The sequence below is a fragment of the Dietzia cercidiphylli genome (assembly GCF_014145145.1).
GTDB lineage: Bacteria > Actinomycetota > Actinomycetes > Mycobacteriales > Mycobacteriaceae > Dietzia > Dietzia natronolimnaea.
Genome location: NZ_JAALEA010000442.1, coordinates 1 through 18752 on the forward strand (window position 1 = coordinate 1; position 18752 = coordinate 18752).

An 18752-nucleotide genomic window follows, 5' to 3' on the forward strand; every position below is an offset into this window, starting at 1 on the left:
GGCGACCGGGGGGACCACGACGGCGGTGACCGCGGTGATCGAGGTCGACCGCAAGGCCGCCCGGCCCGGCGGTGCCATGGGCTTCGCGGCAGCGGGATTCTGGCCCGGCGAGCAGGTCTACGTGGTGCTCGGTGAGGGTGACGCCGCCGTCGGCCCCGTCCTCGCAGGAGTCGACGGCGAGGTCGCGGGAGTGCTCGTGCTCCCGGAGGACATCGCCTCGGGGACCCACGAGATCCGCGCGGCGGGCGCTGGCTCGGGGTTGGAGGCCGCAGAGCGGTTCCCGGTGCGGACGGACATATCCCCGACGGCATCGGCCGCCGGACTCGGCGGGTCGGCGGGGTGGGTCTTCCTCGCCCTCGCGGCCCTGGCCCTGTCGGTCACCGCGGCGGTCGCCGTCAAGCGAAGAGTCCTCTCCATGGCCGACGGCGACGACGGACCCGACGGTGCTGACGGGCCCGACGGGCCCGCCGGGCCCGACGACGTCCACGAGGACGACGTGAACCACCACCCCACGACCGTCGTCCAGCACGAGGAGCCCCGATGACCAGTCACCTGCGATCGACCCACCGCCGGGCAACGGCCCTGGCGCTGACACTGGTGCTCGCCTTCGGCGTGCTCCTGGGCACTCCGGCTGCGCACGCACAGGGTTCCGAGGTCGAGTTGACCGATGCGGAGTTCCGATGGGGGCTCAGCAGACAGAGTGCCGGGCCCAGCCACGGCCCCGGGCTCAACTTCCTCTCCGCCGGGGACAGCTCGTCGGCGCTCGCCGGGTCCGGGGCGACGATCACCGAACAGACGTGGAGAGCCACGTCGGGCGACGTCACGATCGAGAAGCGATCCGCGACCGGGGCCACGGCGGCCGCCACCTGGGCCGGCACGCAGACCGACCAGTCGGGAACGCCGATCCGTGACGCCGCCTCGAGCAGGTACAGCGGACTCGAGATGGTCTTCGGCAACGGCACCGGGACGGTCGACGCAGGGGCGGGCACCGCCGAGATCGAGTGGAGGGGCACCGCCTCGGTCCTCTACTACTCGGGCCTGGTGTTCCTCAGCGTCACCGACCCGGTCCTCACCGTCACGCCCACGAAGGCGACCGTCACCGCGACCCTGGGTGGGCGACGGAGTTCCCAGGACAACCCCGAGGTGTCGGTCCCGATCCCGTCGCGCACCGTCGTCGTCGCGAACCTCCCCCGGAATCGCGTGGAACTGGGTGGGAAAAAGGGTTTCTCCGTGACCCCCGAATACCTCCGCGTGCCCTATTCCGCCAAGCCGGGAGAGAATCCCCAGACGAGAGACGGGAATGACTGGGGAGCATTCCCCGCTGAATTCGTCGACTTTGCCGCTGACGCCGGATCGGGAGGATTCTGGTATTCCACCGGGACCTCCGACAGCGCGAAACCCGCCCTCCCGATAGCGGTGAGTTGGAATCCGGATGACCCCGAGGAAATGCCGAATTCCGGAGGCTCGGGTGGGTCGAAAGGAATCGTGGGGCAGGTACTCGACAACACGGTCGAACAGGTCCTCCGCGCTGCGGGCGACGACGTCGCCGACACCGCGGCCGCCTGGATGGACGAGGCGTGGAAACCGCTCCAGCCCGATGCGGTGAGGGCGGCGCGGGAGGGGGCGGACCCGGGCGTGTCGCCCGAATCCCCGGCCGCCAAGGGGGTCCCCGTCGACGAGGTCTTCGAGGAGTACTTCGAGGAGTACTACACCTCCAACTCTCCGATGACCGCCGGCACCGTGGGCGGCACGCTCGCCTCGATCCCCGCGTCCTCCGCGAGTCCCTCCACAGGTGGCCCCGCGCCCGCGGCGTCGACCGCTCTCGCAGACCAGGCGACGATCCCGGTGGCGGCCAACTCGCCGCTCCACGGCGCCGACGTGGTCTACGCCCAGACTTCCGCCTCCCAGAAGGCCGGAGACCCCACCCACCAATGGCAGTGGTGGGTGGGGACCGCATTGCTCGCGCTCGCGGCAGTGCTGTTCTACCAGACAGTTCGACGAAAGGACTGATGTGAAGACTTCTCGATCCCGGCTCGCGCTCGCCGGCCGACGGGGCACGATGCTGGGGGCGACGCTCGCGTTGCTCGCCGGAGTCGTCGCCGCCCCCGCGGCCCAGGCGCAGGACGTCACCCCGGGCACCGTCTCGGACGCCTCGTTCGTCTGGGGCATCAGCGGATACGCGCAGAAGGGCATCTTCGGGCCGTGGCGGATCCTCGACGCCTCGGGTGACGCGTCGGCTCTCGTGGGGTCGGTCTCGGGGGGAACGCAGGCCGAATACACACCTGCGGCGTTCCCGGCCACCTCGATGCCCGTGAGTCTGATCGGGGGCCAGCAGGCGACCCCCAACGCGATCACGTTCTCCGACGGTGAGGGCGTCCGCGGTACGGACGGCACCGTCACCATCGACTGGGACGGCGAGATCACCTTCAACGCCTACCCGGCGAATCTCAACGCTCCCGACGAGACCCTGGCCGATCCGAAGCTGACCGTCAACGCCGACGGTTCCGGAACGCTCAACGCCGATGTCACCATCGGCGCGGCGAACGACATGAACGGCAACCCCACTCCCGAGGTCAACGCCGGTCGCACGACCGTCCTGTCGTTCGGGCCGGGTGCCGCCCAGGTGGCCCAGGACGGCACCATCACCCTGTCCCCCCGGTACGCGGGAGTGCAGCACAACGGTGGGACCCAGGACCGGACCTGCACCGCGCCGAACGTCTGGGGCGCGTGGACGCCCGAGTGGCTGGCGGCCGTGCCGGCGTCAGTGCACCCGCACTACTACAACACCGGCTGTGGCGGAGACCAGAATCTCAAGGGCCCGCTGCCCCTCCAGGTCACCTACGACCTGACCGAGGACGAGACCCAGGTGCCCGTCGGGACCCCGAAGATCCAGCTCTCCGAGACCACACTCGCCGCGGACGGCAGCCACCAGGTGACCATCACCGGCACCGGCTTCGACGACCGGTCCGTGGTGGGTGTCCGCCCGCCGCTGGCCGGAAAGCCCGCCGGGTTCTACCTGGTGTTCGGCAAGTTCGAGGACGCGTGGAAGCCGTCCGCGGGCGGGACCTCGGCGGCGCGCAAGGTGGTCGAGCAGAAGTGGGTCCTCGCCGCGGAGAACCACGCCGTCATCGGGGGCGCCGCCGCCGGTGCCGTCGAACTGCGCCCCGACGGCAGCTTCACCACCACCCTCACCGTCTCGAAGGACTCGGCCGACGCGAAGTCGGAGACGGGCGGCTACGGCATCTACACCTATGCGGCCTCCGGCGCGGTCCACGCGCCGTGGGAGCTCAGCGCGCCGATCACCTTCACCACCGGTGGGGATGACGACGACGATGACGACACCGGAAACGTCGGTGGCGGTTCGCTCGCGGGTATGACGAACCTCTTCGGCAGCCTGATGTAGGTCACCCGCGGAACGGGCGCGGCCCCGACACCCTCCCGGGGTGTCGGGGCCGCTTCTCGTCGGGTGGCCCGGGCGGTCAGCGAACGCCCTGGGCCTCCAGATCGAGGAAGATCCGGTGGTTGAGCTCGAAGGCCCGGGTGGCGGCGGCCAGCGCGGCTCCGCGGTCGGCCTCGCTCAGCGGGAGGGCGTCGAGCGCGGCCCGGTAGTCGTCCTTGTAGACCTTGGGCTTGGCGATGTCGAAGTCGTAGAAGCTCAGACCGGTCTCGATGCCGTAGTGGCGGCGCACCATCGTCCTGATGATCTGCCCGCCCGAGAGGTCGCCGAGGTAGCGGACGTAGTGGTGCCCGATCAGGGCGGCGAGGTCGGTGGCACACGCGTGCAGCTCGGCCACGTAGGCCTCGGTGGCGGGGACCAGGAGGTCGTAGGTGCGCCCCTGGGCGCGGTGCGACTCCAGGTCGGCACGCAGGGCGTCGGCCCGGTCGAGGCGCGGATCGAGGATGGCCGACAGGCGTGGGTCGGTGCCGGCCCGGCGGCAGGCGTCCTCGAGGGCCTCGTAGACGGGGAGTGACTGCCGCAGGAGTGCCACCAGACCTTCCGGCGTGCCCTCGCCGTTCATCAGGCGGGTGATGAACGAGGCGTTCTCCGCCTGTTCGTGCGCGGCCATCGTCGAGTCGTGTAATGCTCTCGACAGGGGTGCGGAAATGATCGTCTCCATTTGTCCTCCGGGCTTGTTAGGTATGCCTAAAGAGAGTACGGCAACAATAAGGGGATAGCCATACCGGTATTGATGTTGAGTAACGTGAACAATGCCGGGTGATCGGACGGGAATGTGCCGACCGAAAAGGCGAGCATCCGGATGTCGCGGAATTACCCGGGAGGCCGGTCGTCGAATGGAAGGGGATATCGGGTGGACACCATCGTCACCGCCGACGAGCTGACTCCGGGTGATCGTCTCGAGCTCGGGCATCTCACCCTCACGGAGGAGGAGATCGTCGGTTTCGCGCAGCAGTGGGATCCGCAGTGGTTCCACACGGATCCCGTGGCGGCCGCGGGCGGCCACCACGGCGGTGTGATCGCCAGCGGGATCCACACACTGGCTGTCCTCCAGCGGCTCTGCGTCGAGTCGGTCTACTCGAGGTGGGCGGTGATCGCCGGACGGGGGTTCGACCGTCTCCGCTTCACGGCCCCTGTCCGGCCGGGGGACACGGTGACCGGCTCGGTACACGTGACGGAGGTGAGTCCGGACGAGACCAGAGCTCGGGTGACGATGGATCTGGAGATGCGCAACCAGGACGCGGCCGTGGTGCTGACCGCCACGATGACGGTGTTCCTGTGGCGCCGTGGACACGGGCCCACCCGCCCCCGGGAGGAGGAGGCGGGGTAGTCGGGGTGAGCCGGGTGAGGTGGGTGTGCGGTGCCCCGTGCTCAGCCACGCTCCGCGGCGACGCGGCCCATCCGTGTGAAGGCCTCGGTGAGGAGCTCCTCCGAGCACGCGAAGTTCACGCGCGCGAACCCCTTGCCCTGGGAGCCGAAGGCGGGGCCGTTGCTCAGCGCCACGCGGCCGTCGTCGAGGAACGCCGCGGCGGGGTCGTCGCCGAGGCCGGGATAGGAGCGCAGGTCCAGCCACGCCACGAACCCGGCGTCGGGCCGCCGCCACCGGGCGCGGGGGAGATGCTCGGCCATGAGCCGGTCCATCAGATCGAGGTTCGCGGCCAGTGCGGCGTTCATGCTCTCCAGCCAGTCCAGCGACCCGGTCAGCGCGGCCTCGGCGGCGAGCGCCCCGAAGTGCCCCACGGCGCCCGACAGTGCCGAGCGCCGCACCTCGAATCGTTCCGGGTTGCCGTTGATCACGAACGCGCACTTGAGGCCGGCGAGGTTGAACGCCTTGGACGCCGACGAGATGGCCAGGCCCACCTCGCGGGCGGTGTCGGAGGCGGCCAGGAACGAGGAGAACCGGACCCCGGGCATGGTCAGGGGCGCCCAGATCTCGTCGGAGACCACCACGGCGTCGTATCGGGCGGCCAGGTCGGCGAGCCCGGCCAGCTCCGCCGTGGAGTGGAGGACGCCCGTGGGGTTGTGCGGGTGGCTCAGCAGCACGGCCCGGGCCCCGTCGGCCAGGGCGCGCTCGATGCCCGCCAGGTCCAGCCGCGGGTCCTCGCCGTCGTGGTCGACCAGTGGCACCGCGACGGGCGACATCCCCACGCGCCGGATCCACGGTCCGAACGGCATGTAGACCGGCGGCGTGTAGACCACCCCGCTGCCGGCCGGCAGGATCCGTGCGAGTGATTCCCGGACGCCCACGCCGACGTCGTTGACGGGGACCACCGACTCCTCCGGGACGTCGAACCCGAACCTGGAGTAGTAGCGGGCGCACACCCCGGCGAGTCGCTCGATCTCCGCGAAGTACCCGGTGTCGCCGTCGGCCACGGCGGCGGCGAGACGCTCCCGGATCGCCGGGGCCAGCAGGACGTCGGTCTCCGCCACGAACAGCGGCAGGACGTCCTCCGGGTACGCCACCCACTTCTGGCTCCGGCGCCTGCGCAGGACGGACTCGGGGACATCGAGGGGGAACGGCACGGCGGGGGTCCTTTCGACCGGGTTCACAGGACCCCCAGGCTACTCAGCTGCCGGGCACGTACCCGGGATGCACCCACACGTCCCACACCGGACTCGAACCGTGGGGGGAGAGCGGCATCGTGGTCGAATAGGTGCCGGCGAGGCTGCCGCCGGAATGCGGGGGGACGAAGACCCCGCCGGAGGTCGTCATCCAGCCCATCCGCCGCGCGAGGTCATAGAGGCCGGTGTACGCCGACGTCGTGGACCCGGTCTGCGTGAAGAGTGAGTGCCAGACGTCGTTGACCACGCTGTTGTGCCGCAGCTCCACAAGGCCGCCGTCCGGGTCGAGCTGCCAACACCGCCCGTACGGGTGGCCGCGGTCGTTCGTGCAGAACAGCGGGCGAGAGGACCCGTGCGGTGAGAGCAGTCGGACCCGGTCGCCGATCATCCAGAACGCCGGCTGGTCCGGGGTGATGGTCTGCCCGGGCGCCAGTTCGACGCCGTGACCAGGGACGAACGACGCCCGCCACGCCTCGGTGGGCTGGGCGGATGCCGCGGGCGCGAGGCCCGTGGCGAGGGCGGCGGCGGTGACGACGGCGCCGAGGGCGCGGGGTGTGAACCGGGGTGACATGACCCCAGTCCACCACGGTGGCAGACCCCTCACGGCGGGTTGCGTCCGGCGTGAGGACACCGTGACCATCACGTCATACCGGGTAGCGCCGGGGAAACAGGGCGTGCATACGGTCAGTTCGCAAGGACACCGAGGGGGTGTCCACGTCACGAGAGAGAGGGGGTCGACCTCATGTCGCGCTCACATGTCATAGAGAACTGGGATCCGGAGGACGACGCGCAGTGGAAGTCGGGCGGCAGGAAGACCGCCATGCGCAACCTCTACTGGTCGGTCTTCGCCGAGCACGTCGGGTTCTCCGTGTGGACCCTGTTCGCCGTCATGGTGTTGTTCATGCCCCAGGACGTCTACGGACTGGACGCACCCGACAAGTTCCTCGTCTCCGCGGTGGTCACGCTGACCGGCGCCTTCCTGCGCATCCCGTACACGCTCGCGACCGCCACCTTCGGCGGCCGCAACTGGACCATGTTCTCGGCCTTCGTCCTGCTCATCCCCGCGGTCGGGATGCTGTGGATCATGGCGAACCCGGGCCAACCGCTCTGGATGTACCTCGTCGTGGGCGCGATCGCCGGACTCGGCGGCGCCAACTTCGCGTCGTCCATGACCAACATCAACGCCTTCTTCCCCCAGCGGGAGAAGGGCTGGGCCCTCGGCCTCAACGCGGGTGGGGGCAACCTGGGCGTGGCCACGATCCAGGTCGTGGGGCTCATCGTGATCGCACTGGCCGGCAACCGGTCACCGCACTGGGTGATCGGCGTCTACATCGTCCTGCTCGTCGTCGCGGGGATCGGCGCCGCGCTGAAGATGGACAACCTCGCGCACCAGACGGTGGATGTGCAGAGCATGAAGGACATGGCCCGCGACAAGGACGGATGGGTGTTGTCGCTGCTGTACATCGGCACCTTCGGATCCTTCATCGGATTCGCCTTCGCGTTCGGTCAGATGCTCACCATGACCTTCACCGGCAACGGCCAGGAGCCGGCCCAGGCGGCCCTGCACGCGGCACAGATCACCTTCCTCGGACCACTGCTGGGCTCACTCACCCGCATGGCCGGTGGACGGATCTCCGACCGTTTCGGGGGAGCCCGGGTGACCTTCGTGACCTTCTGCGGGATGGCGGTCACCACCGTCGCGCTCGTGGTGACCTCGAACATCCAGGCGTCGAACGACGGCCGGCTCGCCGGTGGCGCCCTCGTCCTGTTCTTCGCCGCCTTCCTCACGCTCTTCGGGCTCACCGGGGTGGGCAACGCCTCGGTGTACAAGATGATCCCGTCGGTCTTCGAGGCGCGCAGCCACACACTCGGACTGGACGAGGCCGCGCGGACGTCCTGGTCGCGGGCCCACGCCGGGGCGCTCATCGGGGTCGCCGGCGCGGTCGGGGCCTTCGGCGGCTTCCTCATCAACATGACCCTGCGCACCTCCTACCAGTCCTCCGGTGCGGCCACGTCGGCGTTCCTCGTGTTCATGGTGTTCTACGTGGTGGCGGCGATCGTCACGCGCGTCGTCTACATGCGGGCCTCCGCCGGGGTCGACGCGGTCGCCGCGGCACCCACCGAGCCCCGGGTCCCCGTGGGCGCCGAGGCCTGACCGGCCTCGGTCGACGATCGAGACGAAGAGGACACATGGTGCACGCGTTGACGACGACCGGCCCGCCGACACACACCCACTGCCCGTACTGCGCACTCCAGTGCGCGATGTCGGTGACGCCGTCCGCCGGTGACGGACCGGCGACGATCACCCCGGAGCAGTTCCCCACCAACAGGGGCGGGTTGTGCCGGAAGGGGTGGACGTCGGCAGGGTTGCTCGACCACCCGGATCGGCTCACCACGCCGCTGATCCGGGTGGACGGGCACCTGCGGCCGACCGACTGGGACACCGCGTTGACCCGGGTCAGCGACGGCATCCGGCGGGCGCAGGCCTCGGGAGGCCCCGACGCCGTGGCGGTCTTCGGCGGGGGTGGCCTGACCAACGAGAAGGCCTACACACTGGGCAAGTTCACCCGCCTCGCGCTGGGGAGCAGACTCGTGGACTACAACGGCCGCTGGTGCATGTCGAGTGCGGCGGCCGGGGCGAACCGGAGTTTCGGGCTGGACCGGGGGTTGCCGTTCCCCGTGACCGACCTCGACGACGCCCGGGCGGTGCTGCTCATCGGTGCCAACCCCGCCGACACCATGCCCCCGTTCGTCCAGCACCTCGACACGGCCGCGGCGGCCGGCGGCATGGTGGTGGCGGACCCGCGCCTCAGCGCGACCGCGCACCGGGCCGTCGACGGCGGTGGGATCCATCTGAGGCTGCGGCCGGGCACGGATTCGGCGCTGGCCCTGGGGCTCCTGCACGTCGCCGTGGTGGGCGGACACCTGGACACCGAGTACGTCTCCACCCGGACGTCGGGTTTCGAGGACGCGTGGGCGATCGCGGCGGACTGGATGCCCGACCGCACCGAACGCGTCACCGGTGTCTCGGCCGACCAACTCGAACGCACGGTGGAACTGCTGGCGGGCTCTCGTGACGCGGGCACCGGTGCCTACGTCCTCACCGCCCGCGGTGCCGAACAACACTCACGGGGGACCGACACCGTCGGAGCCGTGATCGCCCTCGCGCTGGCACTGGGCCTGCCGGGCCGGACCGGCACGGGCTACGGCACCCTCACCGGCCAGGGGAACGGGCAGGGAGGCCGGGAGCACGGGCAGAAGGCCGATCAACTCCCCGGCTACCGGATGATCACCGATCCGGCCGCCCGCGCGCACGTCGCCGCGGTCTGGGGCGTGGGGCCCGAGGAGATCCCCGGGCCCGGGCTCTCGGCCTTCGAGCTCCTGGACGCGCTCGGGCAGCCCGGTGGGCCCACGGCGATGCTGCTCCACGCCTCGAACCCCGTGGTCTCCGCGCCCGACGCCGACCGGGTCACGTCCCGGCTCCGATCGCTGGACACCCTCGTGGTGGCCGACTTCGTCCTCTCCGAGACCGCCGAACTCGCCGACGTCGTCCTCCCGGTCCCGCAGTGGGCCGAGGAGGAGGGCACGCTGACCAACCTCGAGGGCCGGGTGCTGCGTCGACGCCGCTCGGTCACCCCGCCGGAGGGCGCCCGCGACGAACTGTGGATCTGGAACGAGCTCGCACGCCGACTCGGGCGGCGGCCTGATCGGTTCCCGACCGACCCGCGGGTGGTGTTCGACGAGTTGGCGCGCGCCTCCGCCGGGGGCAAGGCGGACTACTCGGCCATGGACTGGGACCGCCTCGACGCCGGAGAGGCACTGTTCTGGCCGTGCGGCGCCGACACCCCGGCCGGGACACCGCGCATGTTCCTCGACCGTTTCGCCACCGAGGACGGCCGGGCCCGCTTCGCCGTGGCCGCCGTGGACCCACCCGCGGAGGACACCTGCGCGGACTACCCGCTGCTGGGCACCACCGGACGCGTGCTCTCGCACTACCAGTCCGGTGCCCAGACGCGGCGGGTGCCGGAGCTGCTCTCGGCCGACCCCGAGATGTGGGTCCAGGTGCACCCGGTCGTCGCGCGGGCCGTGGGGCTCGACGACGGCGGACGCGCCCGGGTGGTGTCCCGCCGCGGGGCGGTCGAAGCGCTCGTGCGGTGCGACGAGGACATGCGGACCGACACCCTGTTCCTGCCGTTCCACTACTCCGGGGCCGCCCGCGCGAACCTGGTGACCCTGCCCGAACTCGACCCCTACAGCCGCATGCCGCAGTTCAAGGCGTGCGCGGTCCGGTTGGAGGCCGCGTGATGCGGGTGGTGGTGGTGGGGGCGGGGATGTCCGGTGCCCGGCTCGCCGAGGAGCTGCGGCGCGCCGAACCGGATCCCGAGACGATGTCTGTGACCGTCCTCGGCGCCGAACCCGAGGCGCCGTACAACCGGATCATGCTCTCGCACGTGGTGGCCGGGGGGATGGGGGACCCGGGATCCACCCGGCTCAAGCCCACCGGGTGGTGGGACCGCAACCACATCGAGATGCGCACGTCCGCCTCGGTGCAGGGGATAGACCGGGTGGCCCGGGAGGTCGAGCTCGCCGACGGCGAGCGCGTCCCCTACGACCACCTGGTGCTGGCGACCGGCTCCGAGGCCACCATCCCGCCGATCGACGGGGTCCGTGGCACGGACGGGGCGCTCGCCGCGGGAGTGTTCCCGCTCCGCGACGCCTCGGACTGCCGGGGACTCACCGCCCACCTCGAGGAACACCCCGGTCGGGTCGCCCTGGTGGGCGGCGGCTTCATCGGTCTCGAGGTGGCCTGCGCACTGGCGCGGTCGGGCCGCGATGTCGTCGTCGTCCACCCCCGGGCCTGGCCGATGGACTCCCACCTGGACTCCGGCGGCGGGCGCGTGCTCATCCGCGCGCTGGACGAGCTCGGCGTCCGGGTGGTGACCGGTGCGCGGGCCGCGCGATGGGACGGCACCGCACTGGGGCTCGACGACGGCACCGGGATCGAGTGTCGGACCGTCGTCCTCTCGGCCGGCACCAGCCCGCGCACCCGGCTGGCCGAGGCCGCCGGCCTGGAGGTCGGCCGGGGGATCGTCGTCGACGACACCCTCCGGACCTGTGACCCGGCCATCAGCGCGATCGGCGACTGCGCCGAACACCGCGGGTGCGTGACCGGACTGGTCGGTCCCGCCTGGGATCAGGCCGGCGTGGTGTCCGCCCGGATCACGGGCGCGGACCCCGGCTCGCGGTACCTCGGCGGCGTCGCGGTCACCAGGCTGAAGGCGTTCGGGGTCGACGTCGTCTCGCTCGGGGAGCTCACCGAGGACGTCCACGACCCGGGGGTCGAGGTGACCATGGTCTGCGAACCCTCCCGCGGGCGGTACGCGCGGGTGGACGTGGTGGACGCCCGGGTCACCGGCGCCGTACTCGTGGGCCATCCCGAGCCCGTGGGCTTCCTCACCCAGCTCTACGAACACGCCCTGCCCGTCCCCGACGACGTGCTGTCCGTGGTGCTCGGCCGGGCCGGCGCCGCGACCGCCGACACCCCGTCGACCATGCCCGCCGCGGCCGTGGTCTGCCGGTGCAACGGGGTGAGCAAGGCCGACCTCGTCCACGCCTGGTCCGAGGGTGACCGGGACGCGGCGGCGATGGCGACGCGGACCCGCGCCGGGACCGGCTGCGGCGGGTGCACCGCCGCCGTGGACGGCATCTGCGGTTGGTTGCGTGACTGCGCGTGACCGACCCCTTTCCCGGTGATCCGCCCACCCCCCGCCTCGACGGCGGGGAAACATGGACGACACACGACTGCGGCAGGATGGACATCGTGACCACCAACGACGACTTACCACTGCTGGGCCGCACGGTCGCGGTGACGGCTGCGCGTCGGGCGTCGGAACAGAAGGTTCTGCTCGAACGCCGGGGTGCGGCGGTCCTCCACGCGCCGGCGATCCGCATGATCCCCGTGGCCGAGGACGAACTCGTCCGCTCGGCCACCGCCCAGGTGCTCGCTGCTCCCGCCGACCTCATGGTCCTCACCACGGCGACCGGAGTCCGGTGGTGGACGCAGGTGTGCGAGGAGTGGGGTTACTCCCGGGACCTGCACGCCCTCATGGAACGGGTGCCGCTGTACTCGCGCGGGCCCAAGGTCACCGGGGCGCTCCGGGCCGCCGGTCTGCGCGAACACGCGTCGGCGGCGAGCGAGGCGACCCCCGAACTGTTGGAGATGCTGCTGGAGCGCGGGGTCGACGGCCTCACCGTGGCCGTGCAGCTCCAGGGTGCGAGCTCGGACTGGAATCCCATGGCCCCCCTGGTGGAGGGGCTCCGCGCGGCGGGGGCCGAGGTGATCGTGGTGCCGATCTACCGCTGGGAGCTCCCCGAGGACCTGGAGGCGTTCGACGACCTCGTCCGGACCGTCGCCCGGGCTGGCGTCGACGGGGTGACGTTCACCGCCGCCCCGGCCGTGGTGTCGATGCTCGAGCGGGCCGACCTGATGGGGATCCACGACGACGTGCTGGACGCCCTGTCCGGTCCGGTCGCCGCCCTCTGTGTGGGACCGGTGACCGCCGAACCGCTGGTCGACCTCGGTGTACCCGTGTCGATGCCGGACCGGATGCGCCTCGGTGCGCTCATGCGGCACGTCACCGACGAGCTGGTGGCGCGGTCCCGGCCCGTCACGGTGGCCGGCCACGAACTCACCGTGTGTGCGGCCGCGGTCCTGATGGACGGTCGGCCCATCGAGCTCTCGCCGGCGCCGCTGGCACTGCTGCGTGCGATGGCGGACCGGCCGGGCAAGTGCGTGAGCCGGGAGGAACTCCTCGCCGTGCTGCCCGGCGACGGCGCCGACCCGCACGCCGTGGAGACGGCGATGGGCCGCCTCCGCAGGGCACTCGGGGACCCCGGACTCGTGACCACAGTGGTCAAACGCGGGTACCGGCTCACGGTCTAGCTGACGGTCTGGCTCACGGTCTGCGGCCCCGCGGTCGAGGGGCCCCGCTCGTCAGGCGGCTTCCCTGGCGCACGCGACACGACGTCAGGCGCCACCACGTGGATCCACGCGGTGGCGCCTGACGTCTCTCGTGGGTTCCGGCGGTGCCGCCTCCGTGCGGCGATCCGGTGCGCCCGGCTACGCGGCGAGCCGGCTCCCCTGGTGCCGGATCGCGGCCTCGGTGGAGACCAGGACGGTGCCGTCGACGACCCTGGCCGGGAACACGGACAGTCCGTACGACTCGTCGTCGACCCCGCGCCCGTCCTCCAAGGCGTAGGCCTGCTTGCCGATGGGGGAGATGGCCACGGGGACCCCCCCGCGGTCGCCGACGAGACCACGGCTCATCACGGCGGCCCGGGCGATCGGGTCGATGTTGCACAGGGCGTGGACACTGCCGTCGTCCAGGAGGTAGACGGCGATCTGTCGGCCGTCGGGCAGCAGGGCGGCGACGCCCCGCCCCGGGATGAGCCGCTCGAGGGGGCAGACCTCGATCTCGGTGGGGGACAGGAGTGCGGTCATGACGGTGTCCTTTCGGGGGTTCGGGTTGGGTCAGACTCGTGCGGGCATCGCGGGGGAGCCGAGGAGGACCGGGACCTTGCGGCCGTCCTTCTCCTCGAACTCGACGGTGGGGTCCGGGGACTCGGGCGCGTTGACGAAGGACACGAACCGGGCGAGCTTGTCGGGGTCGTCCAGAACCGCGGACCACTCGTCCACGTAGCCCGCGACGTGGGCCTCCATCCGACCCTCCAGCTCGGCGGCCAGGTCGAGGGAGTCGTCGCACACCACCTCGCGCAGGTGGTCGATGCCGCCGTCCAGCGATTCGAGCCAGGGCGCCATCCGCTGGAGCCGCTCGGCCGTCCGGACGTAGAACATCACCGTGCGGTCGATGTAGCGGATCAGCTCCTCGTCGGTCAGGTCACCGACGAGCAGTTGCGCGTGCCTGGGCGTCGCGCCCCCGTTGCCGCCGACGTACAGGTTCCAGCCGGTCTCGGTGGCGATCACGCCGACGTCCTTGCCGCGGGCCTCCGCGCATTCGCGCGCACACCCCGAGACCGCCATCTTGATCTTGTGGGGCGCGCGCAGTCCGCGGTAGCGGTTCTCCATCAGCACCGCCATCCCGACCGAGTCCTGCTGTCCGTAGCGGCACCACGAGGTGCCCACACAGCTCTTGACCGTGCGCAGCGACTTGCCGTAGGCGTGCCCCGACTCCATGCCGGCGTCCACGAGCCGCTTCCAGATCACCGGCAGTTCCTCGACGCGCGCACCGAACATGTCGATGCGCTGACCGCCGGTCACCTTGACGTACAGGTCGTGATCACGCGCGATCTCACCGATCACGATGAGTTGCTCCGCGGACACCTCGCCGCCCGGCATCCGGGGCACCACCGAATAGGTGCCGTTCTTCTGGATGTTGGCGAGGAAGTGGTCGTTGGTGTCCTGCAGTGCGGCCTGTTCCCCGTCGAGGACGTGGTCGGAACTGGTGGAGGCCAGGATGGACGCGACGGTGGGCTTGCAGATGTCGCAGCCGGACCCGTGGCCGAAGCGCTCGATCAGACCGGAGAAGGTCCGGATCCCGGTGACCGTGACGATCTCGAAGAGCTCCGACCGGGACTGCTCGAAGTGCTCACACAGCGCCGTCGACTGCTCGACCCCCTCCGCTTCGAGGACCTGCTTGAGCAGGGGGATACACGAGCCGCACGAGGTGCCGGCCCGGGTGCACGACTTGAGGTCGGCCACGTCGCAGGCGCCGCCGCAGATGGCCTCGCGGACGTCGCCCTTGGTGACGGCGTTGCACGAGCAGATCTGCGCCTCGTCGGGGAGCGCCTCCACCCCGACCCCGGGATCGTTACCGGTGGAGCGGGAGATGAGCGAGATCGGGTCGGGGGACGGCAGCGTGCGGCCGACGAGTGGCTTGAGCAGCGAGTACGGCCCGGAATCGCCGACGAACACCCCACCCAGGAGGGTCTGGGCGTCGTCGCTCATGACCAGCTTGGAGTAGGTCCCCGCGACGGGATCGTTGACCACCACCTCGAGGCAACCGGGCGTGACGCCGTGCGCGTCGCCGAAACTCGCCATGTCCACCCCGAGGAGCTTGAGTTTGGTGGACAGGTCGGCCCCGGTGAACTCCCCCTCGCCGCTGAGGATCGTGGCCGCGGCCACCTCGGCGGAGGTGTACCCGGGACCGACGAGCCCGTAGCAGGTGCCGTCGATGGCAGCGCACTCGCCGATCGCGTAGATGTTCGGGTCCGAGGTCCGGCACGCGAGGTCGGTGAGGATGCCGCCCCGCTCGGCGGTGTCCAGACCGGAGAGCCGCGCGAGTTCGTCCCTCGGGCGGACGCCCGCCGAGAACACCACGAAGGCGGCGTCGACGACCGTGGTGACCCCCTCGTCGTCGGTGAGTCGGACGGTCAGCCCGTCGGGCGTCTCGGCGATCTCCGTGCCGGTCACCGAGAGGTGGATCTCGATCCCCAGTTCACGGATCAGAGACGCCAGGACATGGCCGCCACCGGCGTCCACCTGCAGTGGCATGAGCCGGTCGTTGCGTTCGACCACGTGCGGCGTGAGCCCGAGCAGGCTCACCGCGTTGGCCGCCTCGAGGCCGAGCAACCCACCGCCGATCACGACGCCGTGGGAGCCCGACCCGGCGCGTTCGGCGGCCGCGCGGATCCCGTCGAGATCGTCGAGGGTGCGGTAGACGTGACATCCCGGGAGGTCATGGCCGGGCACCGGTGGGACGAACGCCCGCGAGCCGGTCGCCAGGACCAGCGTGTCGTAGGCGATCCGCTCGCCCGACGAGAGTTCGACCTCCCCGGCCTCGCGGTCGATCGCGGTGACCAGGTGACCCGATCGCACGGTCACCCGCGGATCGGCGCCGTGCCGGGCGTCCTCGAGGTGGAGCGACTCGCGGTCCCACGCCCCGACGTAGGAGGAGAGGCCGACGCGGTCGTACGCCGGGTCCGTCTCCTCGCCGATCACCGTGACGGTGAGATCGGCGGTGGCCCACCGGGACGCGAGGGTGGAGACGAACCGGTGGGCGACCATTCCGTGTCCGACGACGACGATGTGCTCGGTCATGTGGAGACCTCCTTCTAGCCTGTGCCGACCAGGCTAGAAAGCGCGTGTTTCCGCGCAGTGGCGGCGGATCACGGTGCCGTGACGACTTGCTCACAGGTGGAGGAGCGTCGGGTGAGGCCCACGGTGTCGAGCGGTGGGAGGGCTCTCAGTCGAGTGGCACGAGGTTGGCCGGAGACGCCGACACCTCTCCGACCCGGTCGAGGTTCTGGCGCAGGGTCTCCCACTCGCCGGCCGGGATCTCCTTGGTCAGCCTCCGCAGCACGGCGGCGTCCGGGGTGGCCCAGGCGACGGGCATGGGGGAGATGAACTGGTAGAGGTTGTCACCTCCGCGGGCGCTGCGGTTGCCCACCACGGCGACGCAGGGGACCCGCGTGCCCACGCGGACGTCGTGGCCCGGGATCTTCTCACAGCTGCGGACGGCCAGAGCGGGGAGCGAGCCCGCGGACCGGTCGACGGCGCGGTCGACCAGGGCCAGCAGGGTGAGCCCACGCGGTCGCACCTCGGCGACGATCGCCGGGACGAGTTCGGAGGTGGCGTAGGTGTGCGCCATGGATCCCATCTTCCGGGGGATGTACCCGATCATGGCCAGGCACCCGATCGCGAAGACGCCGGCCAGCGCGGCGATGATCCAGCCCCACGGTTCGAGGCCCGAGTAGAGCAGCATCCCGGTCCCGGCGGCGAGGACGACGACCCCGAGGATCCCGGCGGACCACTGCAGACGACGCACCTCGGCCAGGCTCTCGTTGTTCTTCCGGACCCAGGCGTCGTCCACGGGGAAGTCGGCGAGGCGGTACTGCTCGTGAGGGGCGCGGGAGGTGCGATCGGAGGCCATGGACCCAGTATCCCAGGCGCCACGGCGAGGGTGGGACGCCCAGGGCGGGCCGTGTGCTCAGCCGATCCCGGGCAGCTCCGGGCCGAGCAGGTCGTCGGCGTCGGTGATCCGGTAGGCGTAGCCCTGCTCGGCGAGGAACCGCTGGCGGTGGGCGGCGTACTCCGCGTCGAGGGTGTCCCGGGAGACCACGGAGTAGAAGTGCGCCTGTCCGCCGTCCTTCTTGGGGCGCAGGAGTCGCCCGAGCCGCTGGGCCTCCTCCTGCCGGGAGCCGAAGGTCCCGGAGACCTGCACGGCGACGCTCGCCTCCGGTAGGTCGATCGAGAAGTTGGCGACCTTGGACACCACCAGGGTGGAGATCTCCCCGGCGCGGAAGGCGTTGAAGAGCTTCTCCCGCTCCTTGTTGGAGGTGGAACCCTGGATCACCGGGGCGTCCAGCTCGACCCCCAGTTCCTCCAGCTGGTCCAGATAGGCGCCGATCACCAGCGTCGGGGCACCGGAGTGCCTGGCCAGGATCTGCTTCACCACCGCGATCTTGGTGCGGGCGGTCGAGCACAACTTGTACTTGTCCTCGGCCTCGGCGGTGGCGTACATCATCCGCTCGTTCTCGGTCAGCGTCACGCGGACCTCCACGCAGTCGGCCGGGGCGATCCACCCCTGCGCCTCGATGTCCTTCCAGGGGGCGTCGTAGCGCTTGGGGCCGATGAGGGAGAACACGTCACCCTCCCGGCCGTCCTCACGGACCAGCGTGGCGGTGAGCCCGAGACGGCGACGCGACTGCAGGTCCGCGGTCATCCGGAAGACCGGTGCCGGGAGCAGGTGCACCTCGTCGTAGATCATCAGTCCCCAGTCCCGGGAGTCGAAGAGCTCCAGCGCCCGGTGCACGCCCTTGGTCTTGCGGGTGACGACCTGATACGTGGCGATGGTGACCGGGCGGATCTCCTTGCGTTCGCCCGAGTACTCGCCGATCTCGTCCTCCGTGAGCGTGGTCCGGGCGAGCAGTTCGCGCTTCCACTGCCGACCGGCGACGGTGTTGGTCACGAGGATGAGCGTGGTGGCCTTGGCGCGGGCCATCGCCGCCGCGCCGACCATGGTCTTGCCGGCCCCGCAGGGCAGGACGACGACGCCGGAGCCGCCCGCCCAGAAGGAGTCCGCGGCCATCTGTTGGTAGTCGCGGAGCTCCCAGGGCTCGGACTCGGTGGACAGGGAGATCTCATGCGCCTCGCCGTCGACGTACCCGGCCAGGTCCTCGGCCGGCCACCCCACCTTCAGCAACTCCTGCTTGAGCCGACCGCGCTCGGACGCGTGGACGATCACGGTGTCGGCGTCGATCTCCGCCCCGAGCATCGGGGCGATCTTCTTGTGTCGCCTGACCTCGGCGAGCACTGCGGCGTCGAGAGAGATGAGGGTGAGACCGTGGACCGGGCTCTTGACCAGTTGCAGCCGGCCGTAGCGGGCCATGGTGTCCGCGATGTCGACCAGGAGCGGCTGTGGGACGGGGAAGCGCGAGTAGGTGACGAGCACGTCGACGACCTGCTCGGCGTCGTGACCGGCGGCCCGCGCGTTCCACAGGGCGAGCGGCGTGATCCGGTAGGTGTGGACGTGTTCGGGGGCGCGCTCGAGTTCGGCGAACGGGGCCAGGGCCTGCCGGGCGTCGCCTGCCTGGTCGTGGTCGATCTCCAGCAGCACGGTCTTGTCCGACTGGACGATCAGCGGTCCACCACTCACTTCGGTTCTCCTCGGTTCTCGCGGGCCCGCGTGGGTCCGACCCTCCAGTGTCCCGGAAATCGCGACGGAGGGTCGGGCCGGCGGGTGGGGTCAGCGGGTGGGGTCCACATCGGCCACCG

General features: G+C 71.0%; 14 protein-coding genes and 1 pseudogene. 8 read left to right on the forward strand and 7 right to left on the reverse strand.

Features of this window, described 5'->3' with window-relative positions; genetic code table 11:
* From G6028_RS14995 to G6028_RS15005, 3 genes and pseudogenes are all read left to right on the forward strand, one after another.
* Positions 1-544: pseudogene (locus G6028_RS14995) on the forward strand (hypothetical protein); the annotation flags it as partial.
* A complete protein-coding gene (locus tag G6028_RS15000; protein ID WP_182659356.1) occupies positions 541-2010 on the forward strand; it encodes a hypothetical protein in 1470 nt (489 codons plus the stop codon). The pseudogene G6028_RS14995 and the gene G6028_RS15000, both read left to right, overlap by 4 nt.
* Before the next feature lies 1 nt (position 2011).
* Positions 2012-3403 (forward strand): hypothetical protein, encoded by a 1392-nt coding sequence (locus tag G6028_RS15005; RefSeq protein WP_182659357.1) that lies wholly within the window; start codon positions 2012-2014, stop codon positions 3401-3403.
* Positions 3404-3479: 76 nt separating this feature from the next.
* On the opposite strand, the gene G6028_RS15010 is transcribed toward G6028_RS15005, so the two are convergent.
* On the reverse strand, positions 3480-4370 hold the full coding sequence (locus tag G6028_RS15010) for a biliverdin-producing heme oxygenase (RefSeq protein ID WP_338404243.1): 891 nt from the start codon (positions 4368-4370) through the stop codon (positions 3480-3482).
* Here G6028_RS15010 and G6028_RS15015 point away from each other — a divergent pair.
* Positions 4311-4787, forward strand: coding sequence for a MaoC/PaaZ C-terminal domain-containing protein (locus tag G6028_RS15015; RefSeq protein ID WP_259848311.1), 477 nt, complete (start codon positions 4311-4313; stop codon positions 4785-4787). The two genes, G6028_RS15010 and G6028_RS15015, sit on opposite strands and share 60 nt — an antisense overlap.
* Positions 4788-4828: 41 nt before the next feature.
* Here G6028_RS15015 and G6028_RS15020 read toward each other — a convergent pair whose 3' ends face one another.
* Both G6028_RS15020 and G6028_RS15025 read right to left on the reverse strand, forming a co-directional pair.
* Positions 4829-5980, reverse strand: coding sequence for a MalY/PatB family protein (locus tag G6028_RS15020; protein ID WP_179524646.1), 1152 nt, complete (start codon positions 5978-5980; stop codon positions 4829-4831).
* Between the two features lie 43 nt (positions 5981-6023).
* A complete protein-coding gene (locus G6028_RS15025) occupies positions 6024-6590 on the reverse strand; it encodes a hypothetical protein (protein ID WP_182659359.1) in 567 nt (188 codons plus the stop codon).
* A 171-nt stretch (positions 6591-6761) separates the two neighbouring features.
* Here G6028_RS15025 and G6028_RS15030 point away from each other — a divergent pair, with 171 nt between their 5' ends.
* The 4 genes from G6028_RS15030 (at position 6762) to G6028_RS15045 (ending at position 12962) form a co-directional block, all read left to right on the forward strand.
* Entirely contained in the window at positions 6762-8174 is a 1413-nt protein-coding gene (locus G6028_RS15030; RefSeq protein ID WP_179524648.1) for a nitrate/nitrite transporter, read from the forward strand.
* A gap of 35 nt (positions 8175-8209) precedes the next feature.
* Positions 8210-10324, forward strand: coding sequence for a molybdopterin oxidoreductase family protein (locus G6028_RS15035; RefSeq protein WP_182659360.1), 2115 nt, complete (start codon positions 8210-8212; stop codon positions 10322-10324).
* Positions 10324-11754, forward strand: coding sequence for an FAD-dependent oxidoreductase (locus G6028_RS15040; RefSeq protein WP_182659361.1), 1431 nt, complete (start codon positions 10324-10326; stop codon positions 11752-11754). The genes G6028_RS15035 and G6028_RS15040 overlap by 1 nt, the downstream gene beginning before the upstream one ends.
* Positions 11755-11831: 77 nt before the next feature.
* Positions 11832-12962 carry a uroporphyrinogen-III synthase gene (locus G6028_RS15045; protein ID WP_179524650.1) on the forward strand — a complete coding sequence of 377 codons (1131 nt, stop codon included), beginning with the start codon at positions 11832-11834 and terminating at the stop codon, positions 12960-12962.
* A 177-nt stretch (positions 12963-13139) separates the two neighbouring features.
* Here the strand turns inward: G6028_RS15045 and nirD are convergent, their stop codons facing one another.
* The 4 genes from nirD to G6028_RS15065 all read right to left on the reverse strand — a co-directional run bounded on the left by nirD (position 13140) and on the right by G6028_RS15065 (position 18633).
* Complete coding sequence (nirD, locus tag G6028_RS15050) at positions 13140-13520, reverse strand: nitrite reductase small subunit NirD (protein WP_182609571.1); 381 nt, start codon at positions 13518-13520, stop codon at positions 13140-13142.
* 30 nt (positions 13521-13550) lie between these two features.
* Positions 13551-16076 carry a nitrite reductase large subunit NirB gene (gene nirB, locus G6028_RS15055; RefSeq protein WP_182616220.1) on the reverse strand — a complete coding sequence of 842 codons (2526 nt, stop codon included), beginning with the start codon at positions 16074-16076 and terminating at the stop codon, positions 13551-13553.
* Between the two features lie 145 nt (positions 16077-16221).
* The gene (locus G6028_RS15060) at positions 16222-16908 is read right to left on the reverse strand and encodes a DUF3239 domain-containing protein (protein WP_179524653.1); all 687 of its coding nucleotides are present in this window, start codon (positions 16906-16908) and stop codon (positions 16222-16224) included.
* 57 nt (positions 16909-16965) lie between these two features.
* A complete protein-coding gene (locus G6028_RS15065) occupies positions 16966-18633 on the reverse strand; it encodes a DNA repair helicase XPB (protein ID WP_179524654.1) in 1668 nt (555 codons plus the stop codon).
* Positions 18634-18752 lie beyond the last annotated feature (119 nt).